The sequence below is a fragment of the Kushneria pakistanensis genome, from assembly GCF_014652795.1.
Classification (GTDB): domain Bacteria; phylum Pseudomonadota; class Gammaproteobacteria; order Pseudomonadales; family Halomonadaceae; genus Kushneria; species Kushneria pakistanensis.
This window is the reverse complement of record NZ_BMZM01000001.1, coordinates 267,235-291,925: the sequence shown is the minus strand read 5'-3', so window position 1 is coordinate 291,925 and position 24,691 is coordinate 267,235. Positions and strand designations below refer to the sequence as shown.

The 24,691-nt window shown below is 61.9% G+C and carries 19 protein-coding genes; 9 read left to right on the top strand and 10 right to left on the bottom strand.

All coding sequences use genetic code 11. The features are described from left to right. Positions 1–32: 32 nt before the first annotated feature. Positions 33–713 (bottom strand): TIGR00153 family protein, encoded by a 681-nt coding sequence (locus tag IE123_RS01255; RefSeq protein WP_189514316.1) that lies wholly within the window; start codon positions 711–713, stop codon positions 33–35. A 101-nt stretch (positions 714–814) separates the two neighbouring features. Between IE123_RS01255 and IE123_RS01250 the strand changes: the two genes are divergently transcribed. Further along, positions 815–1,726, top strand: coding sequence for a CYTH domain-containing protein (locus IE123_RS01250; RefSeq protein WP_189514314.1), 912 nt, complete (start codon positions 815–817; stop codon positions 1,724–1,726). Between the two features lie 55 nt (positions 1,727–1,781). On the opposite strand, the gene IE123_RS01245 is transcribed toward IE123_RS01250, so the two are convergent. After that, complete coding sequence (locus IE123_RS01245; RefSeq protein ID WP_189514312.1) at positions 1,782–3,614, bottom strand: EAL domain-containing protein; 1,833 nt, start codon at positions 3,612–3,614, stop codon at positions 1,782–1,784. 224 nt (positions 3,615–3,838) lie between these two features. On the opposite strand from IE123_RS01245, the gene IE123_RS01240 reads away from it, so the two are divergent. Further along, positions 3,839–4,879, top strand: coding sequence for an ion transporter (locus IE123_RS01240; RefSeq protein WP_308430178.1), 1,041 nt, complete (start codon positions 3,839–3,841; stop codon positions 4,877–4,879). 94 nt (positions 4,880–4,973) lie between these two features. Here the strand turns inward: IE123_RS01240 and IE123_RS01235 are convergent, their stop codons facing one another. Then, the gene (locus IE123_RS01235; RefSeq protein ID WP_189514310.1) at positions 4,974–5,594 is read right to left on the bottom strand and encodes an L-threonylcarbamoyladenylate synthase; all 621 of its coding nucleotides are present in this window, start codon (positions 5,592–5,594) and stop codon (positions 4,974–4,976) included. 33 nt (positions 5,595–5,627) lie between these two features. After that, the gene (locus IE123_RS01230) at positions 5,628–6,563 is read right to left on the bottom strand and encodes a PHP domain-containing protein (protein ID WP_308430177.1); all 936 of its coding nucleotides are present in this window, start codon (positions 6,561–6,563) and stop codon (positions 5,628–5,630) included. Positions 6,564–6,745: 182 nt separating this feature from the next. Here IE123_RS01230 and IE123_RS01225 point away from each other — a divergent pair, with 182 nt between their 5' ends. The 3 genes from IE123_RS01225 to mnmC all read left to right on the top strand — a co-directional run bounded on the left by IE123_RS01225 (position 6,746) and on the right by mnmC (position 9,848). Then, complete coding sequence (locus IE123_RS01225; RefSeq protein ID WP_189514308.1) at positions 6,746–7,321, top strand: septation protein A; 576 nt, start codon at positions 6,746–6,748, stop codon at positions 7,319–7,321. Between the two features lie 2 nt (positions 7,322–7,323). Further along, on the top strand, positions 7,324–7,623 hold the full coding sequence (locus IE123_RS01220) for a YciI family protein (protein ID WP_189514306.1): 300 nt from the start codon (positions 7,324–7,326) through the stop codon (positions 7,621–7,623). Between the two features lie 194 nt (positions 7,624–7,817). Then, entirely contained in the window at positions 7,818–9,848 is a 2,031-nt protein-coding gene (mnmC, locus tag IE123_RS01215; RefSeq protein ID WP_189514304.1) for a bifunctional tRNA (5-methylaminomethyl-2-thiouridine)(34)-methyltransferase MnmC2/FAD-dependent 5-carboxymethylaminomethyl-2-thiouridine(34) oxidoreductase MnmC1, read from the top strand. Here the strand turns inward: mnmC and IE123_RS01210 are convergent. Beyond that, complete coding sequence (locus tag IE123_RS01210; protein ID WP_189514302.1) at positions 9,845–10,555, bottom strand: response regulator; 711 nt, start codon at positions 10,553–10,555, stop codon at positions 9,845–9,847. The two genes, mnmC and IE123_RS01210, sit on opposite strands and share 4 nt — an antisense overlap. A 52-nt stretch (positions 10,556–10,607) precedes the next feature. After that, on the bottom strand, positions 10,608–12,290 hold the full coding sequence (locus IE123_RS01205; RefSeq protein ID WP_189514300.1) for an ATP-binding protein: 1,683 nt from the start codon (positions 12,288–12,290) through the stop codon (positions 10,608–10,610). Between the two features lie 330 nt (positions 12,291–12,620). Between IE123_RS01205 and IE123_RS01200 the strand changes: the two genes are divergently transcribed. Next, on the top strand, positions 12,621–13,931 hold the full coding sequence (locus IE123_RS01200; RefSeq protein WP_189514298.1) for a 2-hydroxycarboxylate transporter family protein: 1,311 nt from the start codon (positions 12,621–12,623) through the stop codon (positions 13,929–13,931). Between the two features lie 74 nt (positions 13,932–14,005). Here IE123_RS01200 and IE123_RS01195 read toward each other — a convergent pair whose 3' ends face one another. The 4 genes from IE123_RS01195 to smc all read right to left on the bottom strand — a co-directional run bounded on the left by IE123_RS01195 (position 14,006) and on the right by smc (position 21,491). Further along, a complete protein-coding gene (locus tag IE123_RS01195; RefSeq protein WP_189514296.1) occupies positions 14,006–14,281 on the bottom strand; it encodes a YheU family protein in 276 nt (91 codons plus the stop codon). Further along, positions 14,278–16,311 carry an NAD-dependent DNA ligase LigA gene (gene ligA, locus IE123_RS01190; protein WP_373295790.1) on the bottom strand — a complete coding sequence of 678 codons (2,034 nt, stop codon included), beginning with the start codon at positions 16,309–16,311 and terminating at the stop codon, positions 14,278–14,280. Before ligA ends, IE123_RS01195 begins: the two co-directional genes overlap by 4 nt. A gap of 187 nt (positions 16,312–16,498) precedes the next feature. Then, positions 16,499–17,767: a cell division protein ZipA gene (gene zipA / locus IE123_RS01185; RefSeq protein ID WP_189514292.1), complete on the bottom strand. Its 1,269-nt coding sequence runs from the start codon at positions 17,765–17,767 to the stop codon at positions 16,499–16,501. Positions 17,768–17,990: 223 nt separating this feature from the next. Further along, positions 17,991–21,491, bottom strand: coding sequence for a chromosome segregation protein SMC (smc, locus tag IE123_RS01180; protein ID WP_189514290.1), 3,501 nt, complete (start codon positions 21,489–21,491; stop codon positions 17,991–17,993). A gap of 295 nt (positions 21,492–21,786) precedes the next feature. Here smc and IE123_RS01175 point away from each other — a divergent pair, with 295 nt between their 5' ends. Genes IE123_RS01175 through IE123_RS01165 form a run of 3 tightly spaced genes read left to right on the top strand, consistent with a single transcriptional unit; the run spans position 21,787 to position 24,600 of the window. Further along, positions 21,787–22,275 carry a LexA family protein gene (locus tag IE123_RS01175; protein WP_189514288.1) on the top strand — a complete coding sequence of 163 codons (489 nt, stop codon included), beginning with the start codon at positions 21,787–21,789 and terminating at the stop codon, positions 22,273–22,275. 1 nt (position 22,276) lies between these two features. Beyond that, positions 22,277–22,912 (top strand): IMPACT family protein, encoded by a 636-nt coding sequence (locus IE123_RS01170; protein WP_189514285.1) that lies wholly within the window; start codon positions 22,277–22,279, stop codon positions 22,910–22,912. A 56-nt stretch (positions 22,913–22,968) separates the two neighbouring features. Continuing rightward, positions 22,969–24,600: a gamma-glutamyltransferase family protein gene (locus tag IE123_RS01165; protein ID WP_189514283.1), complete on the top strand. Its 1,632-nt coding sequence runs from the start codon at positions 22,969–22,971 to the stop codon at positions 24,598–24,600. Positions 24,601–24,691: the final 91 nt, after the last annotated feature.

Sequence of the window (24,691 nt, the reverse complement as noted above, 5' to 3'; positions counted from 1 at the left end):
TCCGAACTTCAGCACCCGATGGTGACGTGCACCTATCGGGCCAAAAGGATTTGCAGGCGGCTGCCTACGCGTTCAGAGCGGTCGGAAACCTCACCGATCCAGTCAATGATCTGATACAGAAACATGACATCGATCGGCGGCAGCTCCCGTTCCAGCTCAAAAAGGCGGCGCCGGATCATGACCTGCTGATCGTCGGCCTGGTGTTCGAGCTCATGGAGTGTGCGGATCTGATCATCGAGCAGGTCGGAAACATTGCGCCCGAATCCCGACTCCAGCAGATCATCCAGCTTGGCCAGCGCCTGGCGCGCCTGGTGCACCGTGGCCACCGCAATACGCACATATTCCAGGAAGATATCGTCCATCGCCTCGGGAATACGCATGCGACGCCCAAGCATGATGCCCGCGATATCCTTGATCTTGTTGGCTATCTTGTCCTGTACACTGATCAGCTCGAGCAGGTCGGAACGCGATACCGGCAGGAAAATGCTGTTGGGCAGATTCATGCGGATATAGGTTTTCAGCTCATCGGCTTCATGCTCGCCTGCGCTGATGTGATTGCGGATCTCGCCGGCACGCTCCCAGTCCTGCTCAAGCGTTGCCTGAAAGAAAACCGGCAGCAGATCGGCGCACTCGACGGTCTTGTCGATATGTTCAAGCAGCGGCTGAAACGGCGAGCGGCCGAACAGTGCTGAAAAGGGATTGGATGACACCATGGTGGTTTCACTGCAATGAAAATGGCGAGACCAGTATATTTATCTGGTCTGTCTGCGTCATGAAAATTTAACGTTTGGACCTGGTTAGAGCGAATCAACACATGAATCAGAGCACACACAACGACGACAAGGCCGCTGATACGTCAGGGACCCCGCAGGAAGTGGAGCTCAAGCTGGCTCTGGGCCAGGACAGCGTCGACGCCCTGATGGCCCATCCACTGCTGCAGGCCACCTCGCCCGACATCCATCGTCTGGCCAATGTCTATTACGATACGCCAGAACTTGCCCTGGAAGCCCACCGTGTCGCCCTGCGCCTGCGTGGTGACGGCCAGCGCTTTATCCAGACGGTCAAGACTGCCGGCAACGGCCAGGGCGGGCTGCATACCCGAGGGGAATGGGAAACGCCACGCGATGAAGAAAGCCTGGACATGGACTGGCTGGCCGGGCTTGGCGTTGCGCCCTTTGAAGACAGCGAGATCCGACGCGCGCTGCAAGGGGTCTATCGTACCGACTTTCAGCGCACCCAGTGGCTGCTGGAACACGACGGCAGCCACATCGAGCTGGCGCTTGATATCGGTGAGATTATCGTGGGCGAGCATCGGGTGGCCATTCATGAAGTCGAGCTCGAGCTCAAGGGTGGCGGGCAGGATACCCTCTGGTCGCTGGCCGACCAGCTGGCCCAACACTGTGCCCTGCGTCCGGCCAATGCCAGCAAGGCAGCCCGTGCCGCGTCCCTGCGCCACCAGCAGTGGCAGCTGCCACCCTGCGCACTTGACCTGCCGGAACAGTGCCTGGAGCGGGCGATTCTGGCCCTTGATGCCTGGCAGGACAGCCGGCAGCAGGAATTTCTTTATGCCTCACGCAAGGCGCTGACCAACCTGACCCGTCATGACGACCCGGAAGTGGCCACCCTGGCCGGCCGACTCGCTGAATCGCTGTCACGCGCTGACTGGCTGGACGTGCGTTTTGGTCAGCAGTGGCTGCTGTTGATGCAGCGCCTTTATCGCTCATGATCCGCCGCAGGAGGTCCGGGCCGCCAATGCAGGCCCGGACGGACAAGGGCCGGACCTAGGCAGGCTGTTTTGATAACGGCAGGAGCGTGGCATTGAGCCGGTCCGGCACGTCCTGACACGCCATGGGCCGGGCATAGATGAAGCCCTGAATCTGTTCGGCCCCCATGTCACAGACCGTCTTGAGCGTGGCGCTCTCCTCGACACCTTCCACGACCACGCGAAACTCCAGGCGCCGACACAGATCGATTACCGAGGTCATCACGTGGCGCTTGCGGGGCTCGTGCTCCAGATCCATGACAAAGCGGCGATCGATCTTGATGCAGTCCAGCGGCAGTTCGCACAGCTGGGACAGCGAGGAGTAGCCGCTGCCAAAGTCGTCCAGCGCAATGGAGATACCGTGTTCGCGCAGGCGCACCAGGTTGCGCAGCGCCAGGGCCGGCTCTGCCAGCACGGCCGATTCGGTAATCTCCAGATTGACCCGCCGCGGGTCGGCACCATGCTTGTTGATCAGTCTCAGCATGTCATCGACCAGCATCGCGTCCTTGAGCTGATGACGCGACAGGTTGATGTTGATCACGAACTCCTGACCAAAACGGGCGGTAAAGGCCGGATCAACCAGAATATACAGCGCCTTGTCGATCAGCTGCTGGCTGAGCTGGTGGATCAGTCCGGTAGACTCGGCCGCCTCAATGAACGCCCCCGGCATGGCGATTCCTTCCTCGCCATCACGCAGGCGCATCAAGGCCTCAAAGGCGACGACCCGCCCGCCTTCCCTGACGCTCACGATGGGTTGCAGATAACAAAGCACACCATTGCAGGCAAGCGCATCGCGAATCAGCTGCTCTCCCCGGCTGGCCCGACGGGCACGCTCCTGTAGTTCATCGCTGTAGTAGTGGATGCCGCCCACGCCCGTGCAGGACGCGTTATTGACGGTCAGGCGCGCCTGCTTTCTCAGTGTTTCCACCTGCATGTCACTGCTGGCGTCAAAGGGCACCACGCCCACGACATACGACAACCATACGCGCCCTGTCGGGGTTTCCAGTGGCATGCCCAGCATTTGTTGCAGGGGAGCCAGAAAGCCCTGCAGCGCCTGTTGATCTTCAAAGGGCACCACCAGGGCATAGCTAAAACCGGGCAACGCAATCAGCCGATCGGCAGGCAGCAGCTCGCCCAGCAGAGCGGCAAGGCGGGTTTCAAGTTCGCGGGTATTGTTGAAATGCTCGGATTCGCTCAGCAGCGTGGCATTGACCATGGTGATCTTGACCAGCGCATGACGTGTGCCATGAGGCTTTTGCAGGGCATCTTCCAGAAGCTGGTCGAGCAGATCGGAATTTCCCAGTCCGGTCACCGGGTCGCGATAGCGCTCATGGGTGATATCGCTGAGCACGCCGGTCCGGCCCGGGGTGTCCGCATCATGATTGTCCACGCTGCGAAGCCGCACGAAGCGCCACTGCCCCCTGCCATCGCGAAGGCGGCATTCGATGCGCGAAACCCCTGAGGTGGTGGCCGCCTCGTGGCACAGCGCCAGTACCCGTTCACGATCATCAGGATGCAGCGCCTGACACCACTGCGTGAGAGAGGGTGCGGGATCATTGTGATAAAGCGTCTTCCAGCGCGAGGAAAGCGTCAGGGCGTCACTGCCTGTCTGCCAGTGCCAGATCACATCATGCTCACACAGTAATGTGCGCTCATACCGGGACAGCGCCATATGGTCCGGCGCCGGTCGGGGATCATCGTACGCCGGGGCAGCCTGAAGCAGCTCAAGCAGAGTGGCGCAACACGTCGACAGGTGAGCCAGTCCTTTCTCGTCGTGCGAGCCCGACACTGCCGCCAGCTCATCGGCCAGATAGCGAATATCGTGACATAATGTCTGCACCGTACGACTCATGGCGCACCCCGTAAATGTTGTTGCTGGCTGGCGACAGACCGTATCGTGCACTATCCGTGCGCGCCTTTGACAAATGGCCCCCGGGCATGACATGCGATAACGGTCGAGCGTATTGCTGTGTTTAACGGCGAGGGCTGCGTTTGCTGAAGCGCCATGGCATGATTTTTTGGCGTTACCCCGATGGGCCCGGACCCTATCTACCCACCCAGGATGTCGGAGCGAAGGTGAGCAGCGAATCCCACGAAAAGAAAATGACGCTTCGCGATCGTATCTTTCAGATCATTTTTGAATCGGATACCCCGGCCGCCAAGGGCTTTGATATCGCCCTGATCATCATGATCGTGGTAAGCGTGATCATTATTCTGCTCGACAGTGTCGTCAGTCTGAAGGCGCGCTACGGGGACGCGTTCGTGATCGCCGAGTGGATCTTTACGGTGATTTTCACCATCGAGTATGCGCTGCGTCTTTACTGTCTGGATCGCCCACTGCGTTATGCCCGAAGCACCTACGGCATCATCGACCTGCTCAGTCTGCTCCCCTCCTGGCTGAGCCTGATATTCCCCGGCACCCAGGCGCTGCTGGTGATCAGGGTGCTGCGTATCATGCGTCTTTTCCGGGTGTTGCGTCTGATGGAGTTTGTCGGCGAAGGCAACCTGCTGCTTGAAGCCCTGGAGCGCAGCCGTCAGAAGATTTTGATGTTTCTGATGACCGTCATGTCACTGGTCATCGTGTTCGGCGCGCTGGTCTATCTGATCGAGCCGGTCGAGGCCGGTTATACCAGCATCCCCAAGTCCATCTACTGGGCCGTGGTGACACTGACCACGGTGGGCTATGGCGATATTTCACCCATCACACCCGTGGGGCAGTTCATCTCGGCGATGATGATGATTCTGGGTTATTCGATCCTGGCGGTGCCTACCGGCGTGTTTTCGGCCGAGGTAATGCGCTCGATTCACCGCAATCACTATTCCGATGAGGCCTGCCCGGGCTGTGGTCACGAAGGCCACGAGCGCGATGCCAAATACTGTCGGCGCTGTGGCACCTGGCTCAACGAAGAAGCCGATGACCCCAGACGCAAGGAGCTCGATGCCGAAATCGAGGAGCTACAGCAGCAGCGCGAAGCTCTGGACGAGGAAACCAGGCGACTGGAGCAGGAGCGCGACGGCACCCCGCCCTCCCATGACGGCAGTGACAGTCAGGACGTGCATGACAAGCGCGACAGTCCGGATTCGCCACCGAATGACACACCGTCGGATCAGCGATAGCCCGGCCCAGCGCGACAATTAAAAAAACCTGCAGGTCTGCCTGCAGGTTTTTTTATGCCGCTCGATATATTCTCCGACCGGATGCGACCCTCGGTCAGCCAAAGGCGCTGGTATCACCACGGCCCTGTCGAAGTACTTCAGGCGGCAGCGTGCGCATGTCCAGCACCGTGGTCGGCTCCATCGGACAGGCACCACCGTCGATGATGGCATCCAGCTGGGAACCAAAGCGGTCGCGAATCTCTTCGGCATCCGTCATGGGCAGCGTGTCATCCGGCGCGATGAAGGTCACACTCATCAGCGGCGCGCCAACAGTCTCCAGAATGTCCCGGGTAATGCGATGATCCGGCACGCGAATGCCGATGGTACGTCGCTTGGGATGCAGCAACAGCCTGGGCACTTCATTGGTGGCATCGAGAATGAAGGTATAAGCGCCCGGCGTATGGGCCTTGAGCACCCGAAAGATGGGGCTGTCCATGCGGGCGTAGGTGCCGATCTCGTTGAGGTCGGGAAACATCAGGGTGAAGTTGTGCTTGTCATCAAGCCCGCGCAGACGCTTGATCCGCTCTACCCCTTTCTTGTTGCCCGGCAGGCAGCCCAGCGCATAGCCGGAGTCGGTGGGATAGGCAATGACCCCACCCTTTTCAAGGATCTCACGCGTCTGCGTGAGCAGGCGCTTTTGTGGAGTTTCCGGATGCAGGGAAAAAAACTGGCTCATGGGATATCTCCTGAGTCTGACGAGAAATGGCGCTCAAGGCCGTTCAAAGGCGGGCGCCAGTCGCGGGTGCTGCCAGATGGGCAGGAGCTGACTGCGCGGGGCAGCGCTCAGGGTGCCCGGCGCAAGCGCCCCTCCCGGATAATGAAAGTCACTGCCCAGTGAGGCATAAAGGCCGCGCTTGTCGAGCAGCGAGACCAGGTCACGGCTGCGATTATCATTTTGATAACCGCTGATCAGCTCGGCCCCCTCACCGCCCAGTGCAGCAAATTCATCGAGCAACAGCCCCAGCCGGCGTCGGGTCAGTCCATAGCGCAGCGGATGCGCCACGACCGCCACGCCGCCTGCCCGGCGAACGCTCTCGAGCGTTTCTTCCAGTGTGGGCCAGTGCACCTTGACGTCGCCAGTCTTTCCCGCGCCCAGATAGCGCTTGAACGCGCGCGTCATGTCGGGCACCAGCCCTGCTGCCACCAATGCCCGGGCAAAATCGGGACGCCCCAGCAGCCGGGCGCCCGGGCTTTGTTCGCGCGCCCGCTCGAGGGCGTTATCAAGCCCGGCCTTTTCAAGCCGGGTGGCAATTTCCAGCGCCCGGTCATGACGGGCCTGGGCCAGCCGCTCAAGCAGCGCGGTCATGGGTGCCTGAGCCTGGCCATGCCACATCGCGACCACGTGAATACCCACGCCCTGCCAGCGTGTGGACAGCTCGGCGCCGGGCACCAGCGTCATGCCCAGCGCCCGGGCCTCGTGTGCTGCCGCCTCGACACCATCGATGGTATCGTGATCGGTCAGCGCCGCGCACGACAGCCCGCGATGATGACACAGCCTCATCAGCTCCTGCGGCGACAGTCGGCCATCGGAGGCCGTGGAGTGCAGGTGAAGATCGATATGACAGGCCTGCTCAAGCGTCATGCCCGGGTCAAAGGATGACGATCCGGGGGCAAGGGATGACGGTGTAGTATCCTGCGCGTTCATTGGCCTCTCGGTAGCAGCAAAATCGGTGGCAGCGGAGTCTGCGTGGTATAACGGCGTTGCCATCCTTCCGGAGAGGACGGCCTTGAATGCTGGCATGTTGCGCCGGGTGCTCCAAAGAATCAATTGATGCCGTATTTCGGCCGGAAGCGTTGCCTTCTGGCATTTTTTCAGGAGTGTTGTGTATGAAAATGCTGATCGACTTTCTGCCGATCGCCATCTTCGTTGTGGTCTATCAGATGACCAAGGATATCGTGCTGGCCACCGCTGTCTTGATTCCGGCCACCATTGCCCAGGTGCTCTTTACCTGGTGGCGCTGGCGCAGGCTCGAGAAGATGCATCTGGTCACGCTGGCACTGGTCGTGCTGCTGGGCGGGGCCACCGTGATTCTGGGCGATGGCGATTTCATCAAGTGGAAGCCGACCGTGGTCAACTGGCTATTTGCCGTGGCCTTTCTGCTCTCGCCGCTGTTTGGTGGCAAGTCATTGATCGAGCGGATGATGGAAAAGAACCTGACTCTGCCGGCGCCGGTATGGATGCGCCTGAACCTGGCCTGGGTGGCCTTCTTTCTCGCCATGGGGGCGGTCAACATCGTCGTGTTCACCCATTTCAGCGAGGAAGTCTGGGTCAATTTCAAGCTCTTTGGCATGATGGGCCTGACGATTGTGTTCATTCTCATCCAGGGCGTTTATCTGGCGCGTCATCTGCCCGGCGATGACAATACAGGCAGTGGCACCAACCCCCATAAAAAGGAGCAGTGAGCATGCTTTACGCCATCATCGGAGAAGATGTGGATGAAAGTCTCAAGGCGCGACAGAGTGTGCGTCCGGAGCATCTGGCCCGGATTGAAACCCTGCGTGACGAGGGACGCCTGGTACTGGCCGGCCCGTTTCCCGCCGTGGACGGCAATGACCCGGGCGATGCCGGCTTCAGCGGCAGCCTGATCGTCGCCGAGTTCGAATCCCTGGAGCAGGCGCGTGCCTGGGCCGATGATGACCCCTACGTCGGTGCAGGCGTTTATGCACAGGTCAGCGTCCGACCGTTTAAAAAAGTGCTGCCCTGATCCAGCAGGGGTCCGTTAAAACGGGGCTCGCACACGCTTATCCACAGGATTTTGGTTATGCACACTCTGCGTGGATAAGCCTGTGACAACATTGTGCGATCCCCGCGAACACATTGCGCAAAGCGTGATGGTGACAGGCCCGCCAGCAATTGTTCAAAAATTGATCATCTCTGACGTTTCTTCGGTATTGCCCCTTGTCCACTGATCACTCCCCACTGCCTTTTGCCCTGCAGCCGGCGCAGCTTCACTGGCGCGACGATAACGCGCCGGAAGCCGTCGACTACGGCGATGTCTATTTCTCGCGTGAAGATGGTCGGCGCGAAACCGAGCATGTCTTTCTGGCCAGCAACCATCTGCCCATGCGCTGGCATGACTGGCATCAGGCCCGGCCCTTTGTCATTGGCGAGACCGGCTTTGGCAGCGGGCTCAACGTGCTGTGCGCCGCGCACGCCTTTCTGGCGCATGCACCCGCCAGGGCGCGGCTGCATATCGTCTCCACCGAGCAACACCCGTTCACACGTGAGGATCTGGCGCGCGCCCAGGCCCATCATGAAGACTTCGCCGTGCTGGTCAGCGCGCTGATGCAGCAGTGGCCGCCGGCCCTGCGTGGCATTCATCGCATTATGCTGCACGAGCGCATCACGCTGGATCTTCATTTCGGCGACGCCGCTGAAAGCCTTGAGCAGCTGGAGGGTCAGGTGGATGCCTGGTTTCTGGATGGCTTTGCGCCGTCCAAAAACCCGGCCATGTGGTCAGAAAGGCTTTTTACTGCCCTGGCCGGTGCCAGCCGTGAGGGAACAACGCTTGCTACCTTCACCTGTGCCGGGTTGGTCAAGCGTGGCCTGCGCCAGGCCGGTTTTGAAGTCAAAAAGATTCCAGGCTTTGGTCGCAAGCGCGAGATGCTCAGCGGCCACATGCTCACAACGCCTTCCGAGCATCCGCGCAAGCAGGCGCGGCGCCGCCTGACCCCGTGGGTAATCGACGCTACACCGCGCCCGGCCGGGCCCAATGACCACATCGCCGTCATCGGTGCCGGCATTGCCGGAGCCAGCGTGGCGCATGCACTGGCGCGGCGCGGGCGGCGCGTCACGCTGATCGATCCGAATCCGCCCGGCAGCGGCGCTTCGGGCAATCGTCAGGGCGCGCTCTATATCCGCCCGGCCGCCGAGGTCAACGATCAAAGCCGGTTCTATCTTGCCGCGCTGCAGTACACGCAGCGCTTTCTCGGCCGAATCGACCCGGCGCACGCGCTATGGCACCCCACCGGGGTGCTGCAGCTGGCCACCAGCGACCGGGAGGCCGAGCGCCAGCGGCGCTGTCTGGATCACTGGCAGCTGCCCGACAGCGTGGTGCGGGGTGTTGACCGTGATGAAGCCGAGCACATTGCCGGACAAGGGCTTGCCGAGAGCGTGCGTTACGGGCTGTATTACCCTGGTGCCGGCTGGGTACGCCCGGACCGACTCTGTGCGTACCTGGCCGGCACGGCCGGCATCACGCAACATCAGGCCGCTCTTGAGACGATCGATCAGGAAGGCGCGCGTCATGTGCTGACGCTCAGCGACGGCACCTGCCTGGAAGCCGATCACGTGGTGCTGGCCTGCGCGGACGGCGCGAAAAGGCTTTCGGCCTCACAATTTTTGCCGTTGCAGGCCGTGCGCGGTCAGGTCAGTCATTATCAACTTGATGAAACGATGCAGGCGCTGTCGCCACACTGTGTCGTGTGTGCCGGTGGCTACACGCCGCCAGCGTGGGAAGGTATCCAGACCATTGGTGCCTCCTTTGCTCCCAATGACCGTGATCTGGCGCTGCGCGCCGAGGATGACGTTTTCAATCTCGAAGAGCTTGGTCGCACCCTGCCGGGGCTGGTTCAGGCCCTGCAGGCGGCGCCGGCACTGCCCTCCCGCAGCGGCATACGGTGCGCCAGTCCTGACAAGTCTCCCTACGCCGGTGGCCTGCCGCAGGTCGCGCACTGGCGGGAGGCTTATGCGAGTCTGGGGTTTGATGCCACACGCGTGCCAAACGTATTGGGGCGCTATCAGCCGGGCCTGTGGGTGACGCTTGCCCACGGCTCGCGTGGGCTGGTCAGCGCGCCGCTGGTCGCGGAGCTTCTGGCCTCGCGCATCTGCGAAGAGCCCCTGCCGCTGCCCGAGTTGCTGGTGGATCATCTCAATCCGGGGCGGCGTTTGATTCGCGCCATCATTCGCCGCGAGGATCAGGCGACCTAGCTGCTGACAATGCGCTCAAGGGCTTCCCGATCCAGGCAGCGATAGGAGAACGAGGGCCGCCCGACCTGGCCATAGGCAAAGGATTCGGTGAGAAAGCCAAGATTGGCCAGATACTTGAGATACTTTCGAATCGACACCCGTGACATGCCGGCGACCTCGGCCAGCCCCTCGGTGGAAAACTCATCCTGAGGCAGGGCCAGAATGGCATCACAGACCTGCGCCAGGCTGTGGGCGGTCAGCCCCTTGGGCAGACCGTTGAGGCGCCTGGGCGCATTGCTGTCGGCGCGAAAGAGCGTATCCAGCGTCTGCTGATCGACCTGATCGCTCAGGACATCCAGGGCCTCGCGCCGCTGCCGGCAGGTCTCGAGCGCCTCGCGAAAGCGCTTGAACTCGAACGGCTTGACCAGAAAGTCGTTGACGCCCAGCCGGCGCGCCTCACGCACGGTCTCGGTTTCCGAGGCGGCAGTGATCAGGATGATATCGGTGTCGATATCGCGCTCGCGCAGCCAGCCGGCCACCTCCAGACCGCTGCGCTTGCCCAGATAGACATCCAGCAGCACCACATCCACGGTCTCGCGCTCCAGCACCACCAGTGCCGTGGTGACATCACTGCAGCGCCCCACCAGCTGCATCTCGCCAACCCGGGTGAGGTAGTCGACATTGAGCTTCATGACCATCGGGTCATCTTCTACGATCAGTACTCTCATGCGTGGCTGCTCTTGAACCTGATGAACACGCAGGCAGGACCTGCGCAGGGTGTCATTGACGTGTTCGCCCGCTCGCCGCCTCATCATGCGAGGCCCCATTGGCGGGACGATAGGGGTAGCTGACCTCGATCAGCGTGCCCTGTCCGGGCAGTGAATAAAGCGACAGGGTACCTTCAACGGCGTCCACCTGCTCACGGACCAGAAAAAGTCCCAGACCGCGGCGCTCCCCCTTGCTGGAGATGCCGCGCTCAAAGATGTGCGTCTGGCGCTCGGGGTCGATACCGGCGCCGTTATCCTGGATCTGCAGCGACAGCATGCGTGATTCCAGTGCCATGTGAATGGCTACCCGGGGGTCGTCACGCGCGTCGAGCGCCTCGAAGGCATTCTCCAGCAGATTGCCGATGATACTGACCAGCGCATGCACGGTGGCACCATCGCTGGCCTGAGGAATGGGCGTATCCGCCTCGACACTCAGTGTGATGCCCTTCTCCCGGGCCTCGCTCTGCTTGCCGATCAGAAAGCCTGCCAGCACCGGTTCGCGCACGCGCTCGACAATCGACTCCGACACGGCGTGGCGATAATCAACCAGCTCACGCAGATATTGCCTCAGTGCCGGCAGGTCCTCGAGCTGGGTCAGCCCCAGAATGACATGCAGCTTGTTCTTGAACTCGTGGGTGGTAGCGCGCAGCGCTTCGGCGTAGCGTCTGACACCGGTCAGCTCCTCTGCCAGGGCCTGCATTTCATGACTGTCCCGAAAGGTCATGACCGCTCCCACCAGCTGCCCGTCAGCCAGCATCGGCTGGTAGTTGCCCAGAAAGGCGCGCCCGCCCAGCTGCATGCGACGATTGATCACCGCTCGATCGCTGAGCGCATGATGCCCGCGTTCACTACCGGGCAACAGCACTCTGAGCCTTTCGCCCAGCACGATCTGATGCGCCTTGAGATCGCCCAGCAGCGACCGTGCCGCCGGGTTGATCAGCGTGACATTGGCCTGGGCATCCACGGCAATGACGCCTTCATGAATGGCGTCCAGCGTGACCCGCCGTTCGGCCACCAGACGGGCAATGTCATCAGGCTCCATGCCCATCAGGCGACGCCGAATGGTACGCGCCAGCCACGCCGACCCCAGCCCGCCGATCGCGAGTATTGCCAGAAAGAGAAACAGCAGTCGCTTGTGCGAGGCCGCGCGCAGCGGCGCCAGATGTGACAGGGTGACACCCACGGAAACGGCCCCGATGATATGGCCACTGGCGTCATGTACGGGGGCGAAACCGCGAATACTGGTGCCCAGCGTGCCTATCGCCAGCGAGGCGTAGCGCGCACCTTCCAGCGCCGGACCTTCATCGCCGCCGCGAAACCGATGGCCGATCCACTCCCGGTTGGGATGGGTCAACCGGATGCTGTCAGGGTCCACGATGACAATGAAATTGACGTTGAGCAGCTCGCGCAGCGCCTCCATGCGCTGCTCGATGTCGGAATCCGGCGAGGGCGGTGCGCCGCTGGTCAGCGCCTCGATCACTTCACTGCTGCGCGACAGGGTGGTGGCGACATTGACCACGCGCTCCTGCTGCACGCCCGTGATACTGCGCCAGAGCTGGTCACTGAAGACGCCATAGGCCACGATCAGCGAAGCCATGATGGTCATGAAGGCCAGCAGCGCGGCCAGCGTATTCAGACGGACCGGCGATTTGCGCGGCCAGGGATGTTCGTTCACGTCCGGGGCAGATCCTGTCATGGGGCGCTTCATGGGTGGCATTGAGGGCATCTGTCCTATTGTGCCAGAACGCGCACGTGTCTCGTCGTTTTACCGGCGACGGGAACGCGACCCAACAGGCTTAAACCTTGGTGTTATTCCATAAGACAGCGCGTTATGAGCAACGGATGGGTTTTGTTTTCATTATTTTCAAAAAGGTTTCTTTAATTCATAAAACTTGGTCATGGGCGACACGTCCGTAATCCTCGCGTCAGCCTGTCAGGGGTCCGTATATATCATCGCTATGCTGCCCTGACACAGGGTATCCGTTATCCCATCCGTTTCCTGATTTAACGACAACAGGTCATTGCCATGTCACAGCCTGACACTGCGAGGGCGACCAAGACCCCCTCTACTGCGCACTATGCGTCCTGGCGCATTTTCGGCCTATCACTGCCGCTTTATGCCATTGTTCTGGCCGTGCTGATTGTTGCCATGGTGCTGGACGCGCTGCCTACCGGCATGATTGGCGCACTGGCCGCCATGATGGTGCTGGGCGAGCTGCTGGGCTTTATCGGTGACCGCTTGCCCATCGTCAAAAGCTATCTGGGCGGTGGCGCCATTCTGGCCATCTTTGGCGCGGCCACCCTGGTCTATCTGCAGTGGCTGCCCCAGAGCGTCAGCGACAATGTCGCCTCGTTCATGCAGGGCGGTGGCTTTCTCAACTTCTACATTGCTGCCCTGATTACCGGCAGCATTCTGGGCATGGATTCAAGGGTGCTGGTCAAGGTCGGCACCCGCTTTGCCCTGCCGCTGTTGTGCTCGGTGCTCTTTGCAGCGCTCTTTGCCATGGGCGCCGGTCTGCTGCTGGGCTTTTCCCCCCAGGACGCCGTGGTCGTGATCACCCTGCCCATCATGGGCGGTGGCATGGGCGCAGGTGCCGTACCGCTGAGCCAGATCTACGAGCAGCTGCTGGGCCAGCCGGCCAGCTATTACATCTCGATTCTGGTACCGGCGCTGGCGCTGGGTAACGTCTTTGCCATTGTCATTGCCGGGCTGCTCAACGGTCTGGGCAAGCGCATGCCATCGCTGACCGGCAACGGTCAGATGATGCCGGGGGTCGAAATCAATGAAAGCGAGACCGCACCGGAGCTGAGCAAGCTGGGCATCGGTATCGTGGCGGCGCTGAGTTTCTATGTCACCGGCGAGATTCTGGGCACCTTCATTCCGCTGCACCCCTACGCGCTGATGATCATCCTGGTGGCCCTGGTCAAGATCAGCGGCCTGCTGCCGGAAAGTGTCAACGATGCCGCAGCACAGTGGTTCCGCTTTGTGGCCAAAAACTGGACCTTTGCCCTGCTGTTCGGCATCGGCATTGCCTATACCGACCTGGGCCAGGTACTTGATGCCCTGTCGATCACCTATGTCCTGATCGTTTTCGCCGTCGTGGCCGGTGCCGCCTTTGGCGCCGGTCTGGTGGGCCGTCTGGTGGGCTTCTACCCGATCGAATCCGCCATCACCGCCGGGCTTTGCATGGCCAACATGGGCGGTACCGGCGATGTGGCCGTGCTGTCGGCAGCCAACCGCATGCAGCTGATGCCCTTTGCCCAGATCTCCTCACGCCTGGGCGGAGCGCTGATCCTGCTGGTATCGAGCATTCTGGTGCCGCTGCTCTTTGCCTGACGAGTCACCTGAGCAGAAAGAAGACGCCGCCCCTCGGGGCGGCGTTTTTCATGTCCGACAAGCGCTCAGGCGCGTTAATCGCCCTCCTCCTCATCATCGGCGATCTGGCGGCCAAAGGCGCGCCACTGCTCCAGCGTCATGACCTCGGTCAGCTCGGTCTGCAGGTCATGCACGATCAGAAGCTCGCCGCGCGCAAGCTGGGCACTGACCTCGCCGATCCAGCCGCGCTCGCCTTCCCCGGTATCCGTCGTGTCATAGCCCTGACGGGTGACAAACTCTGCCAGCAGCCGGTCAAGGGTATCCGGGGGCAGCATGCGCGAGGGTACTTCTACAAATCTTCCACTGCTCATGACGTTGTCTCCGATGAGGGGGCACTTTCATGCTGCTTCAACAGGGTCAGCAGGCCCTGCTCGCTCATGACGTCCACCCCGAGCTGTTGCGCCTTTTCCAGCTTGCTGCCGGCGGCGTCACCGGCGACCACGGCATGCGTTTTCTTCGACACGCTACCGCTGACCTTCGCGCCCAGCGCCACCAGCCGCGCTTTCGCCTCATCACGGGTCAGCGTTTCCAGTGTGCCGGTCAGCACCCAGGTCTGTCCGGCCAGCGGCTGCTCACGCTCGCCCACGCTCACCTCTTCCCAGTCAACACCGACCCGGATCAGATCCTCGATCGTCTCGCGATTGTGGGTCTCGGCAAAGAAATTGTGGATGTGGCCGGCCACGATCGGGCCGATGTCAGCTACGGCCTCCAGCGCCTCCTGCGAGGCATCCATGACTCGACGCAGTTCGCCAAAGTGCAGGGCCAGCGCATTGGCGGTCGCCTCGCCGACTTCCGTGATGCCCAGGGCGTAGATAAAGCGCGGCAGCGTGGTGTGTCTGGAGCGCGCAAGCGACGCCACCAGATTGTCGGCGGATTTTTGCGCCATGCGCGGCAGCTCGGCAAGCGAGGATGCTTCAAGACGAAACAGATCGGCCGGCGTTTTCACCCATTCGCGCTCGACCAGCGCCTCGATCAGCTTGGTGCCCAGTCCGTCGATATCCAGCGCGCGGCGGCTGGCAAAGTGCTTCAACGCCTCCTTGCGCTGGGCCGGGCAGAAAAGACCCCCGGAACATCGGGCGTCGACCTCGTCACCGACACGCTCCACACGGGACTCACAGACCGGACACTGCGCAGGCATCTCGATGACGCGAGCATCCTCGGGACGGGCATCCTGAATCACGCTGACAATCTGGGGAATGACATCGCCGGCCCGTCGGATGATCACGGTGTCACCGATGCGGGCATCGAGACGCTCGATTTCATCCATGTTGTGCAGGGTGGCATTGGACACCGTCACACCGGCTACCTGGACGGGCTCAAGACGAGCCACCGGCGTCAGCCGTCCGGTACGTCCAACCTGAAAGGTGACATCCCGGATGATCGTGGTCTGCTCCTGGGCGGGGAACTTGAAGGCCATCGCCCAGCGCGGGGCGCGCGAGACAAAGCCGAGCTCGCGCTGGGCGCGCAGGTCGTCGACCTTGAGCACGGCACCGTCAATATCGTAATCAAGCGTTTCGCGGCGTCTGCCCATTTTTTCGCAGAAATCGACCAGACCGTCGGCGCCCGTGACGACGTCAAGCTCGGGACTCGAGCGAAAGCCCAGTGCGCGCAGCTGCTGCATCAGCGCGGAATGACTGGGCCTGAGCCACTCGTCATCAATACGCGCCACCTGATAGGCGCAAAACTCCAGCGGCCGGGCGGCGGCAATGCCGGGGTCCAGCTGGCGCAGGCTACCGGCGGCAGCGTTGCGCGGGTTGGCAAAGACCTTGCTGCCCTGGGCGCGGGCATCGTCATTGAGCTTCTCAAAGCCTGAATGACTCATGTAGACCTCGCCGCGCACTTCAAGCAACGCCGGCAGGTTGTCGCCCCGCAGTTTGAGCGGTATGGATCTGAGCGTGCGTAGATTGGCAGTAATGCCCTCACCGGTACGCCCATCGCCGCGGGTTGCGCCCTGTACCAGCAGCCCATTTTCATACACCAGTGACACCGCCAGCCCATCCAGCTTGGGCTCACAGCAAAAAACGATCTCCTGCTCATCGGCTTCCAGCCGTTCAGCGACCCGGCGCGCGAAGGCGCGCACTTCCTGCTCATCAAAGGCGTTATCCAGTGACAGCATGGCGACGGCATGGCGCACCTCGGGGAAGCCCGCAGCAGGGGGTGCGCCAACACGTTGCGTAGGCGAATCCGCCGTCACCAGCTCTGGATGCTCGGCCTCGATCTCCTGAAGTCTTCGCAGCATGCGGTCGTACTCGACATCGGGAATGGTCGGGTCATCCTCGACGTAGTAGCGATAGCTGGCGTCCTCGAGCTGCGCCCGAAGCGTGGCAATCTCATCGGCCACAGGAACTGCTTTGTTTTTTGCACACATGGCAGTGATTCATTCCGTTTGACATGGCCGCCGGGCGTTACGTCCAGCGACAACAACAGGGGTCAGCATGTATCAGTATCGACCAACACCTGACTGGCGGGGGGCTAAAACAACCAGGGGGCCCGAAGGCCCCCATGACACGTACGAATATCCCTGCCCTTCACTGCACCTGATGGCGGTGCAGCCGCCAGCGACGCTCGAACTCGTGCACCCGTTGACGGGCAAACTCGACGGTCTGACCCGTCATGACGCTGTGGTTTTCGTCCTTGAGCTCGCCGCCCAGATTGCGTACCAGCACCATGGCGGTTTCAAACATGGCCTCGAACGCCTCGCGCGAGGATTCGGCGCTGGGCATGGGCATCAGGAAGGTCACGCCGGGCGTACCTTCTTCCTCCAGTGTCTCCAGGTCAAAGGTACCGGGCTTGACGACATTGACCATCGAAAACTGCAGCGGGCTCTGATGGGACTCGGTTTCAAAGCGGTGAAAAACGCCGCGATCATCAAGACGCAGCCCGCAGGCCAGTACCAGTTGAAGAAGATCGGGCCCGTGAAAGCCGTCCTCATCACGGGACATGACGCTGATCACCACGACTTCTTCGGCATCGGCGAGCGCAGTGCGCGCCGACTCGCCCTCGATCATGCTGCGTGCGGCACGCTCGAGTACCGGATGACGCGACGCCCAGCGCGCACTGTCAAACCGTGACGACCGGGGCGGCGCTTCGGGTACGGGCTCGTCCAGCGGGACAACGTCATCGTTTTCTTCAAAGGCCATGTCTGCCGACGGCTCACGTCGATCATCGCGGGCAAACAGGGGATCATCGTCATATGCATCATCGGGCCAGGGATCATCTCGAGACGCAGACCGCTCGGGCTCGGGCGCTACCGGCGTCTGGCCGCGAGGCGGCGTGTCCAGTCGCACGTCCTCGCGCGGTGCACGCTTGCCGTCCCCGAACGGGAAAACCGATTTCAGACGACGGGCGAACTCATCGCGACGACGCGGGGGCGCCTCTTCCATCGCGTCGTCCTCGTCGTCATATTCATGATCCGAGGGTTGATCAAATTCACGCGCCGGGACATGACGCTCACGCGAGCGATGGATCGGTGCCTCGCGCTCATCGATGTCATCGTCTTCAAGGTCGCGCTCGATATCCTGATCCCGCGACGTCTGCATGACAGGCTCATCGAAGCGATCATCGATATCGCGCTCACCCCGGGAAACCACGCGGGCCCCGCCGTTGGGCAACTCCCAGCTCATGCGCTCTTCCCGTTCGATATCTTCCTGATCACGTGCCGGTGCACTGGCATCGATATCGCGTGAAAGGTCCATGCGCAGGCCACGCCGCTGCCGCTGCAGGCGCCGGACACCGTCGACCAGAATAATGGCGACGAGAACCAGCCCCAGGATAATGAGCCACTCTCTCAATTCCATGTAATCATGCCTGTTGTTGGCACCATGCCAATGGCGGACATGGCGCGATCGCCTTTCGAATGAAGTGGACGAATGTCTCTCATCAAGTGAAAGTTGTCGTCCGATGACAGCAATATGACGTCAACGACACATATTGCGCAATCGCCCTTCGATTATATCCCTGCGAAAGTCCCTGCGGCCAGGTCCCGGCATTCAGGACCTGCCCCGCGCTTACCCCCTGATATCACGCCTGTGCAAGTTCGGCGGCTTCCTCCACGCCCACCGAAACCAGACGCGATACGCCCGGCTCCTGCATGGTGACGCCCATCAGGCGGTCTGCTGCCTCCATGGCAATCTTGTTATGTGTAATGTAGATAAACTGCACATTTTGTGACATCTCGCGAACCAGTTTCGCATAGCGCCCCACATTGGCGTCATCCAGCGGGGCATCCACCTCATCAAGCATGCAAAAGGGTGCCGGATTGAGCTGGAAGATCGCAAATACCAGCGACAGTGCCGTGAGCGTCTTTTCTCCGCCGGAGAGCAGATGAATGGTGCTGTTTTTCTTGCCCGGCGGTGTTGCCATGATTGCCACGCCGGTCTCCAGCAGATCATCACCGGTCAGGGTCAGCCAGGCCGCCCCACCGCCAAAGACGCGCGGAAAGAGCTCTCCCAGCCGCTCATTGACCTCTTCAAAGACCTGCTTGAAGCGCGTACGCGTCTCCTGATCTATTTTCCTGATGGCCTGACTCAGGGTATCAAGTGCTTCGGTCAGTTCCGCGTGCTGTCCCTGAAGATAGTCACGACGCTCAAGCTGCTGCTCGTATTCTTCAATGGCGGCCAGGTTGATCGCCCCCAGCCGGCGAATCTTGTCGCTGACCGATTCAAGCTCTTCCTGCCACGCCTGCTCGGAGGCACCGGCCGCCAGATTTTCCGCCAGCGCCGCGCTGTCATGGCCCAGCTCGACAATCTGCTGCTCCTGCGCCTCTGCCTTGAGGCGCAGCGCCTGAACATCCATGCGCTCGGCCTCAAGCTGTTCGCGCAGGGTCTCCAGCTCCCGCTCATGCCCCTGGCGCTTTTGCTCGAGCTCGCGCATGGCATTGCCGATGGCGCTGGCCTCGTCGCGACACTCGTTGAGCAGCTGCTCCTCGCGCGTGCGCTGATGCAGGGCATCATCAAGAGACTCGCGCAGCATTTCAAGCGGCTCGAGCGCCTCTTCACGCTGCTCTTTGAGCATCTCACGCTTTTCTTCAAGGCGCGCACGCTGGTCACCGGCGCGGGTACGCTGGCCTTCGATGCCCTGAAGCTCGGTGCTCAACCGCTGGCGCTCAAGCTCCAGCGTATTGATGGTCTCGCGTGCCGGGGCCAGACGCGCGTTGACCGCTTCACGTGCTTCCCGGGTTTCGCGCCGCTGTCGCTCCAGCTGTTGACGCTGGGCGTCGTTGTCCTCGAGGGCGCCGAGCGCCTGGTCCCACTGCTCGCGTGCCTGCTCATGGTTGAGCCGCTGTTCTTCAAGCTGCTCGCGCATGAGTGAGAGCTCTTCTTCCAGCTCGCTGTCGCGGGCCCGCAGATGCTCAAGCCGGGTGCCCAGCTGCGATTCTTCCAGCACCAGCTGCTGACGCCTGCGCTGCTGCTCACGCTGATGCGCGTAAAGGGCTTCCAGCGCATCACCGTCGCGCGTGCGCTGTTCGCGAAGCGCCTCGATCTGCGCCTCATCACGGGCCATCTGCGCGTCCAGCTCGGCAAGCTCCTGATCAATTCGATCACGCCGCTGGCGATTGGCCACGACACTGCCGGTCTGATCATCATGGGTGCGCCGATGCACCCAGTGACGGCCCAGCCACAGCCCGGAAGGCGCGATCACGCTTTCTCCAGGCGCCAACTGCTCACGCAGCTGCCAGGCGCGATCGTCGTTCTCTGCCGTTTTGACAAGGCCCAGAAGATCTCCCAGTGCCTGGGCCCCGGTGACCCTGGCCGCCAGGGATCCGGCGGGCGGCGCTGAGGTCGCCGGCCCTTCGTCCAACAGTGTCAGTGCCCCACCCGGCAGAGCATCCACGGCAGCGCGTGCGCCCTCGACATCGGTCAAACGCGCGGCCAGCCACGGGCTCAGGACGACATCGACTGCAGCTTCCCAGCCAGCCTCGACCTGGAGGCTTTCAGCCAGCTGTGGCGCACCGGCAAGGTCATGCGCCTGAAGGTGGGCATCAAGGGCTTCGCTGCCACTGTCCAGGGCGGCACGAATCAGTGCTTCAAGCGAAGCACGCTCGCCCTGTAGCGCACTGCGCCGGGCCTGGTGGTCATCGCGCGCGGCGCTTAGTGTCTGAAGTCGTGTCTCGCTGTCATCCATGCCCTGGCGCAGCTCGAGCCTGCGCGACTCGTCAGCCTCGATCTCGAGATCCATTTCCGCCAGCCGCTCGGCTGCCATCTCGCGCTCTTCCACCAGCGCTGCCTGCTCGGGCAGTTCGTCACGCTGCTGCTGACGTTTGGCAATACGAACGTTGAGATCGTTGATGACACCCTCAAGGCGCTGCACCTCGCTCTGGGCACGTTCGGCGCTGCGGGTGGCATGCTGATGCTGCTCACTGAAGGCCTCCCAGGCTTCCAGTGCTGCCTGCTCTCGCTCGCCGGCCTCTTCAAGGCCGGCCTCGATCATTTCAAGGGCCTCACGTGCGGCATCAAGCTCCGGGGCAAGCGCCTCAAGGCGGGCGGTGATCTCCTGATAACGCACGTCATCTTCACCGGCCAGGCGCGCCAGATCGGTCAGGTCCCGATCAATGGCGGCAATGTCGGCCTCGCTTTGCTGTTCGCGCGCCCGGGCGCTTTCCAGCTGCTGCTCCATTCGAGCGATGGCGGCGCCGGTGTCGTAGAAGGCGCGCTGGCGGGCATCGAGGGTCTCGGCCAGGGCGTCATGCTGGCTGCGGGACTGCTCGAGACGGTTTTCGCTTTCACGCATGCCCAGTACGTTGCGCTCGACGCTGTTTTCAAGCTCACGGACCCGGGTGTCACGGGTGCGCTGCTGCTCACGAAGGGTCCGGGCGCGAATGAGCGCCAGCTCGCCCTTGAGACGATGCTCACGTCCTTTCAGTTCGCGATAGCGTCTTGCGGCCTCGGCCTGACGCTTGAGACGCTCAAGCTGCTTGTCGAGCTCCTCGCGAAGGTCATCGAGTCGCTCGAGATTTTCGGTGGTGCGACGCATGCGATTTTCGGTTTCGCGGCGACGCTCCTTGTAGCGTGAGATACCGGCGGCCTCTTCCAGCGTGGCACGCAGCTCCTCGGGGCGTGCCTCGACCAGCCGGGAGATCATGCCCTGGCCGATGATGGCGTAGGAGCGCGGGCCCAGCCCGGTACCCAGAAAGAGATCAGCGATATCGCGGCGGCGACATTTCTGGCCGTTGAAGAAGTACTGGGACTGACCGTCACGCGTGACCAGTCGGCGTACGGCAATCTCGCCATACTGCGCCCAGGCACCGCCCAGCTTGCCTTCCTGGTTGTCGAAAGTGAGCTCGATCGAGGCCTGGCCGACCGGCTTGCGCCCGGTCGAGCCGTTGAAGATGACATCGGCCATCGATTCGCCGCGCAGGTATTTGGCCGAGGACTCGCCCATCACCCAGCGCACGGCATCGATGACGTTGGACTTGCCACAGCCATTGGGTCCGACGATGGCGGTCATGTCGGTATCAAAGGGGACTGTCACCGGGTCGACAAAGGATTTGAATCCGACCAGTTTTATGGATGTCAGGCGCATTCCAGTGGACAGCTCCGGGCACAATTCGATCAGCAGAGGCCAGCGGTGAGGCTGGCGCGTCGCACCCCGGGAGGGCCGCGACAAGGCGCGCCACTTTACTACGATTGGCGCCCTTTCTCCATGTCAACGACTACCGCCACCGTATGGTTTCGGTTACCTTGGAGGGGTTACCCGTGACGCTTTTTGCACGCTTCCCCTCTACGGTGAAGTTCGTGTCACGCCAGCCTTGCGACGACGCATCATGTGTCGCCGGTCATGTGTCAGCCCATCGGATACCCCTTCAGGGAGTTGCCTTATGTCAGCCCATACCGAGCCGCGCTTTTTGCACCGCATGCCCAATATTCCGCTTGCCGAGGATGCCTGGGAGGAGATTGATGCCAGCGAGCTGGTCGAGGTACCGCTATTGGGTACCGTCTCGGCCGGCATGCCGATGGAGGCCTGTGCCGACAGTGAAACGGTACGCATCCCCTCACGCATGATACGTCGCAACACCTATGCCCTGCGGGTGCGCGGCGATTCGATGATCGACTGCAACATTCACGATGGCGATATCATTATTATCGAGAAGCTCGAATCCGCTGAAAATGGCGAGACGGCCGTGGTACTGATCAATAATCGTGAAGTCACGCTCAAGAAGGTCTACATCGACAGGTCGGGCGTGAGACTGCAACCGGCCAATGACACCATGGCGCCGATCTATCTGAAAAACGATGACATTCAGGTGCTGGGTCTGGTGATGGGCGTGGCGCGTCGCCCGGCCGACACGCCCGTCAATGCCGCCTGACATGCGCTATCCCATTCCGCATATCGCACCGGCGCCGTACCACGAAGAAAGCCTTGAGGTACAAAAGAGTCGCTTCATTACCCGTGTGGCGCAGGCCACTACCCCCGAGCAGGCCCAGCAGCTGGTCGATCAGGCCCGCCTTGATCACCCCGATGCCTCGCATCACTGTTCTGCATTTATCGCCGGGGCGCCGGGTGAGCAGACTGCCATCGGCTTTTCCGATGATGGCGAGCCCGGCGGCACGGCCGGTCGGCCCATGTATCAGGTCCTTGAAGGCAGCGGCCTCGGGCAGATCAGCGCCGTGATCATCCGCTACTTTGGCGGCACCAAACTGGGCACCGGCGGGCTGGTGCGCGCCTATTCCAAAGCGCTGCTTCAGGCCATCGAGTCCCTGCCCACCCGGGAGTACGTCACGCGTCGCCCGCTGTGGCTGACCACCGACTTTGCCCTGGAGCACGAGCTGCGCCGCTGGGCCGAACTCAACGATGCACCTGTCGATCAGGCGCGTCACGACGCCGATGGCGTGACGCTGGAAATAGCCTTCCCGGGTGACCGGACACCTGACCTCGAGGCACTGAATTCACGGCTCAGGGGACGTCTTGTGCTTCATGACGAGCCACCCGGCGCATTTGCCTGAGTGCTTCAATCCGATGCCGTTTCACCATGACAACAATCCCAAAAGAGATGGCCTTCATGCACTACACCTTTTCACACCATAACCCCTACCCTTCCTGTCGCAGCGCCACCTATGCCCGCCATGGCATGGTCGCCGCTTCTCAGCCGCAGGCTGCGCAGGTCGGGCGCGACATTCTCGCCCAGGGCGGCAACGCCGTGGACGCCGCCATTGCCACGGCCGCGGCACTGACCGTGGTCGAGCCGACCGGCAATGGCATTGGCGGAGACGCCTTCGCGCTGGTCTGGATGCGCAATGATGAAGGGGGCGGGAAACTGCACGGTCTCAACGCCAGCGGCGTCTCTCCAGCCGCGCTGACTCGCGAGGCGTTGCTGGCAGCCGGTCATGAGCACATGCCACTGTATGGCTGGACGCCGGTCAACGTACCCGGTACGCCGTCGGCCTGGGCGGCGCTGTCCGAACGCTTTGGCAAACTGCCTTTCGAGACACTGCTGGCACCGGCCATCGCGCTTGCCCGCGATGGCTTCCCGGTGTCGCCGGCCATCAGCGAGCAGTGGCAGCGCGCCGAAAAGCGCTTTCGACCGCGCTTTACGGACGCCGCCACCAGAGAATGGTTCACGCTGTTCACACCCGAGGGCCACGCGCCGCAGCCCGGTGAGCTGTTCAAAAGCGAGCGCCATGCCACAACGCTTGAATCGCTGGCGCGCACCCGCTGTGAGAGCTTCTATCACGGCGAGCTGGCCGAGAAGATCGATGCCTTCTCGCGCGCTACCGGCGGCTATCTGCGCCTGAAGGATCTGGCCGCGCATCGGATCGAATGGGTCGATCCCATCAGCGTGAACTATCGCGGCGTGGAGGTGTGGGAAATTCCGCCCAACGGTCAGGGCATCGTGGCGCTGATGGGCTTGAACATCATGAGCGGCTATGACGATCTGCACAGCCGTGATGATATTACGGTACTACACCGCCAGTGTGAGGCCATGAAGCTGGCCTATGCCGACGGCCACGCCTTTGTAACCCACCTCGAACACATGACCACCCGTATCGAGGACCTGTTAAGCGAGCGCTATGCCGCCCGTCGCCGCCAGGACATCACCGAGTCTGCCATGGACCCGGCACCGGGAAAGCCGACTGCCGGCGGCACGGTCTATCTGGCCACGGCCGACGGTGACGGCAACATGGTGTCGTTCATTCAGAGCAACTATCACAACTTTGGCTCCGGTGTGGTAGTGCCGGAAACCGGTATCGCATTGCACAACCGCGGCCACGGCTTCAGCCTCCAGGCCGATCACGTCAACGTGGTCGCACCCAACAAGAAGACATTTCACACCATCATTCCCGGCTTTCTGACCCGGGACGGCCAGGCGCTTGGGCCCTTTGGCGTGATGGGCGGTTTCATGCAGCCCCAGGGGCACATGCAGATGGTGATGAACCTAATCGATTTCGGTCTCAACCCGCAGGCAGCGCTGGATGCACCGCGCTGGCAGTGGACCGGTGGGCGACACATCAGCGTGGAGCATGGCTACCCGACACATCTGCTGCGCGAGATGACCCGGCGCGGTCACGAGATCGATTACGCCTTTGACCTGACAGGCTTCGGGCGTGGACAGATCATCCTGCGCGACCCCGCCACAGGCGTTTTGTGTGGTGGCACCGAGCCACGTACCGACTCGGCCATTGCCGTACTCTAGGGCCTTTCCCGACGGGCTGTCGGTCGCCATTTTTTCGCGGCCTGCAGGGGTCGGGCCTTTCTGAAATACCTGCGCCGCTTGTCATTGCGAT

What these genes read in the sequence shown, in the direction of transcription:
- IE123_RS01250 (WP_189514314.1), top strand. Translation starts at nt 815, where the DNA reads ATGAATCAGAGCACACACAACGACGACAAGGCCGCTGATACGTCAGGG.
- IE123_RS01230 (WP_308430177.1), bottom strand. Translation starts at nt 6,563, where the DNA reads ATGAACGCGCAGGATACTACACCGTCATCCCTTGCCCCCGGATCGTCA.
- zipA (WP_189514292.1), bottom strand. Translation starts at nt 17,767, where the DNA reads ATGGAATTGAGAGAGTGGCTCATTATCCTGGGGCTGGTTCTCGTCGCC.
- IE123_RS01195 (WP_189514296.1), bottom strand. Translation starts at nt 14,281, where the DNA reads ATGAGCAGTGGAAGATTTGTAGAAGTACCCTCGCGCATGCTGCCCCCG.
- IE123_RS01200 (WP_189514298.1), top strand. Translation starts at nt 12,621, where the DNA reads ATGTCACAGCCTGACACTGCGAGGGCGACCAAGACCCCCTCTACTGCG.
- IE123_RS01225 (WP_189514308.1), top strand. Translation starts at nt 6,746, where the DNA reads ATGAAAATGCTGATCGACTTTCTGCCGATCGCCATCTTCGTTGTGGTC.
- IE123_RS01255 (WP_189514316.1), bottom strand. Translation starts at nt 713, where the DNA reads ATGGTGTCATCCAATCCCTTTTCAGCACTGTTCGGCCGCTCGCCGTTT.
- IE123_RS01205 (WP_189514300.1), bottom strand. Translation starts at nt 12,290, where the DNA reads ATGACAGGATCTGCCCCGGACGTGAACGAACATCCCTGGCCGCGCAAA.
- IE123_RS01210 (WP_189514302.1), bottom strand. Translation starts at nt 10,555, where the DNA reads ATGAGAGTACTGATCGTAGAAGATGACCCGATGGTCATGAAGCTCAAT.
- IE123_RS01170 (WP_189514285.1), top strand. Translation starts at nt 22,277, where the DNA reads ATGCGCTATCCCATTCCGCATATCGCACCGGCGCCGTACCACGAAGAA.
- smc (WP_189514290.1), bottom strand. Translation starts at nt 21,491, where the DNA reads ATGCGCCTGACATCCATAAAACTGGTCGGATTCAAATCCTTTGTCGAC.
- IE123_RS01220 (WP_189514306.1), top strand. Translation starts at nt 7,324, where the DNA reads ATGCTTTACGCCATCATCGGAGAAGATGTGGATGAAAGTCTCAAGGCG.
- IE123_RS01165 (WP_189514283.1), top strand. Translation starts at nt 22,969, where the DNA reads ATGCACTACACCTTTTCACACCATAACCCCTACCCTTCCTGTCGCAGC.
- IE123_RS01245 (WP_189514312.1), bottom strand. Translation starts at nt 3,614, where the DNA reads ATGAGTCGTACGGTGCAGACATTATGTCACGATATTCGCTATCTGGCC.
- IE123_RS01175 (WP_189514288.1), top strand. Translation starts at nt 21,787, where the DNA reads ATGTCAGCCCATACCGAGCCGCGCTTTTTGCACCGCATGCCCAATATT.
- IE123_RS01235 (WP_189514310.1), bottom strand. Translation starts at nt 5,594, where the DNA reads ATGAGCCAGTTTTTTTCCCTGCATCCGGAAACTCCACAAAAGCGCCTG.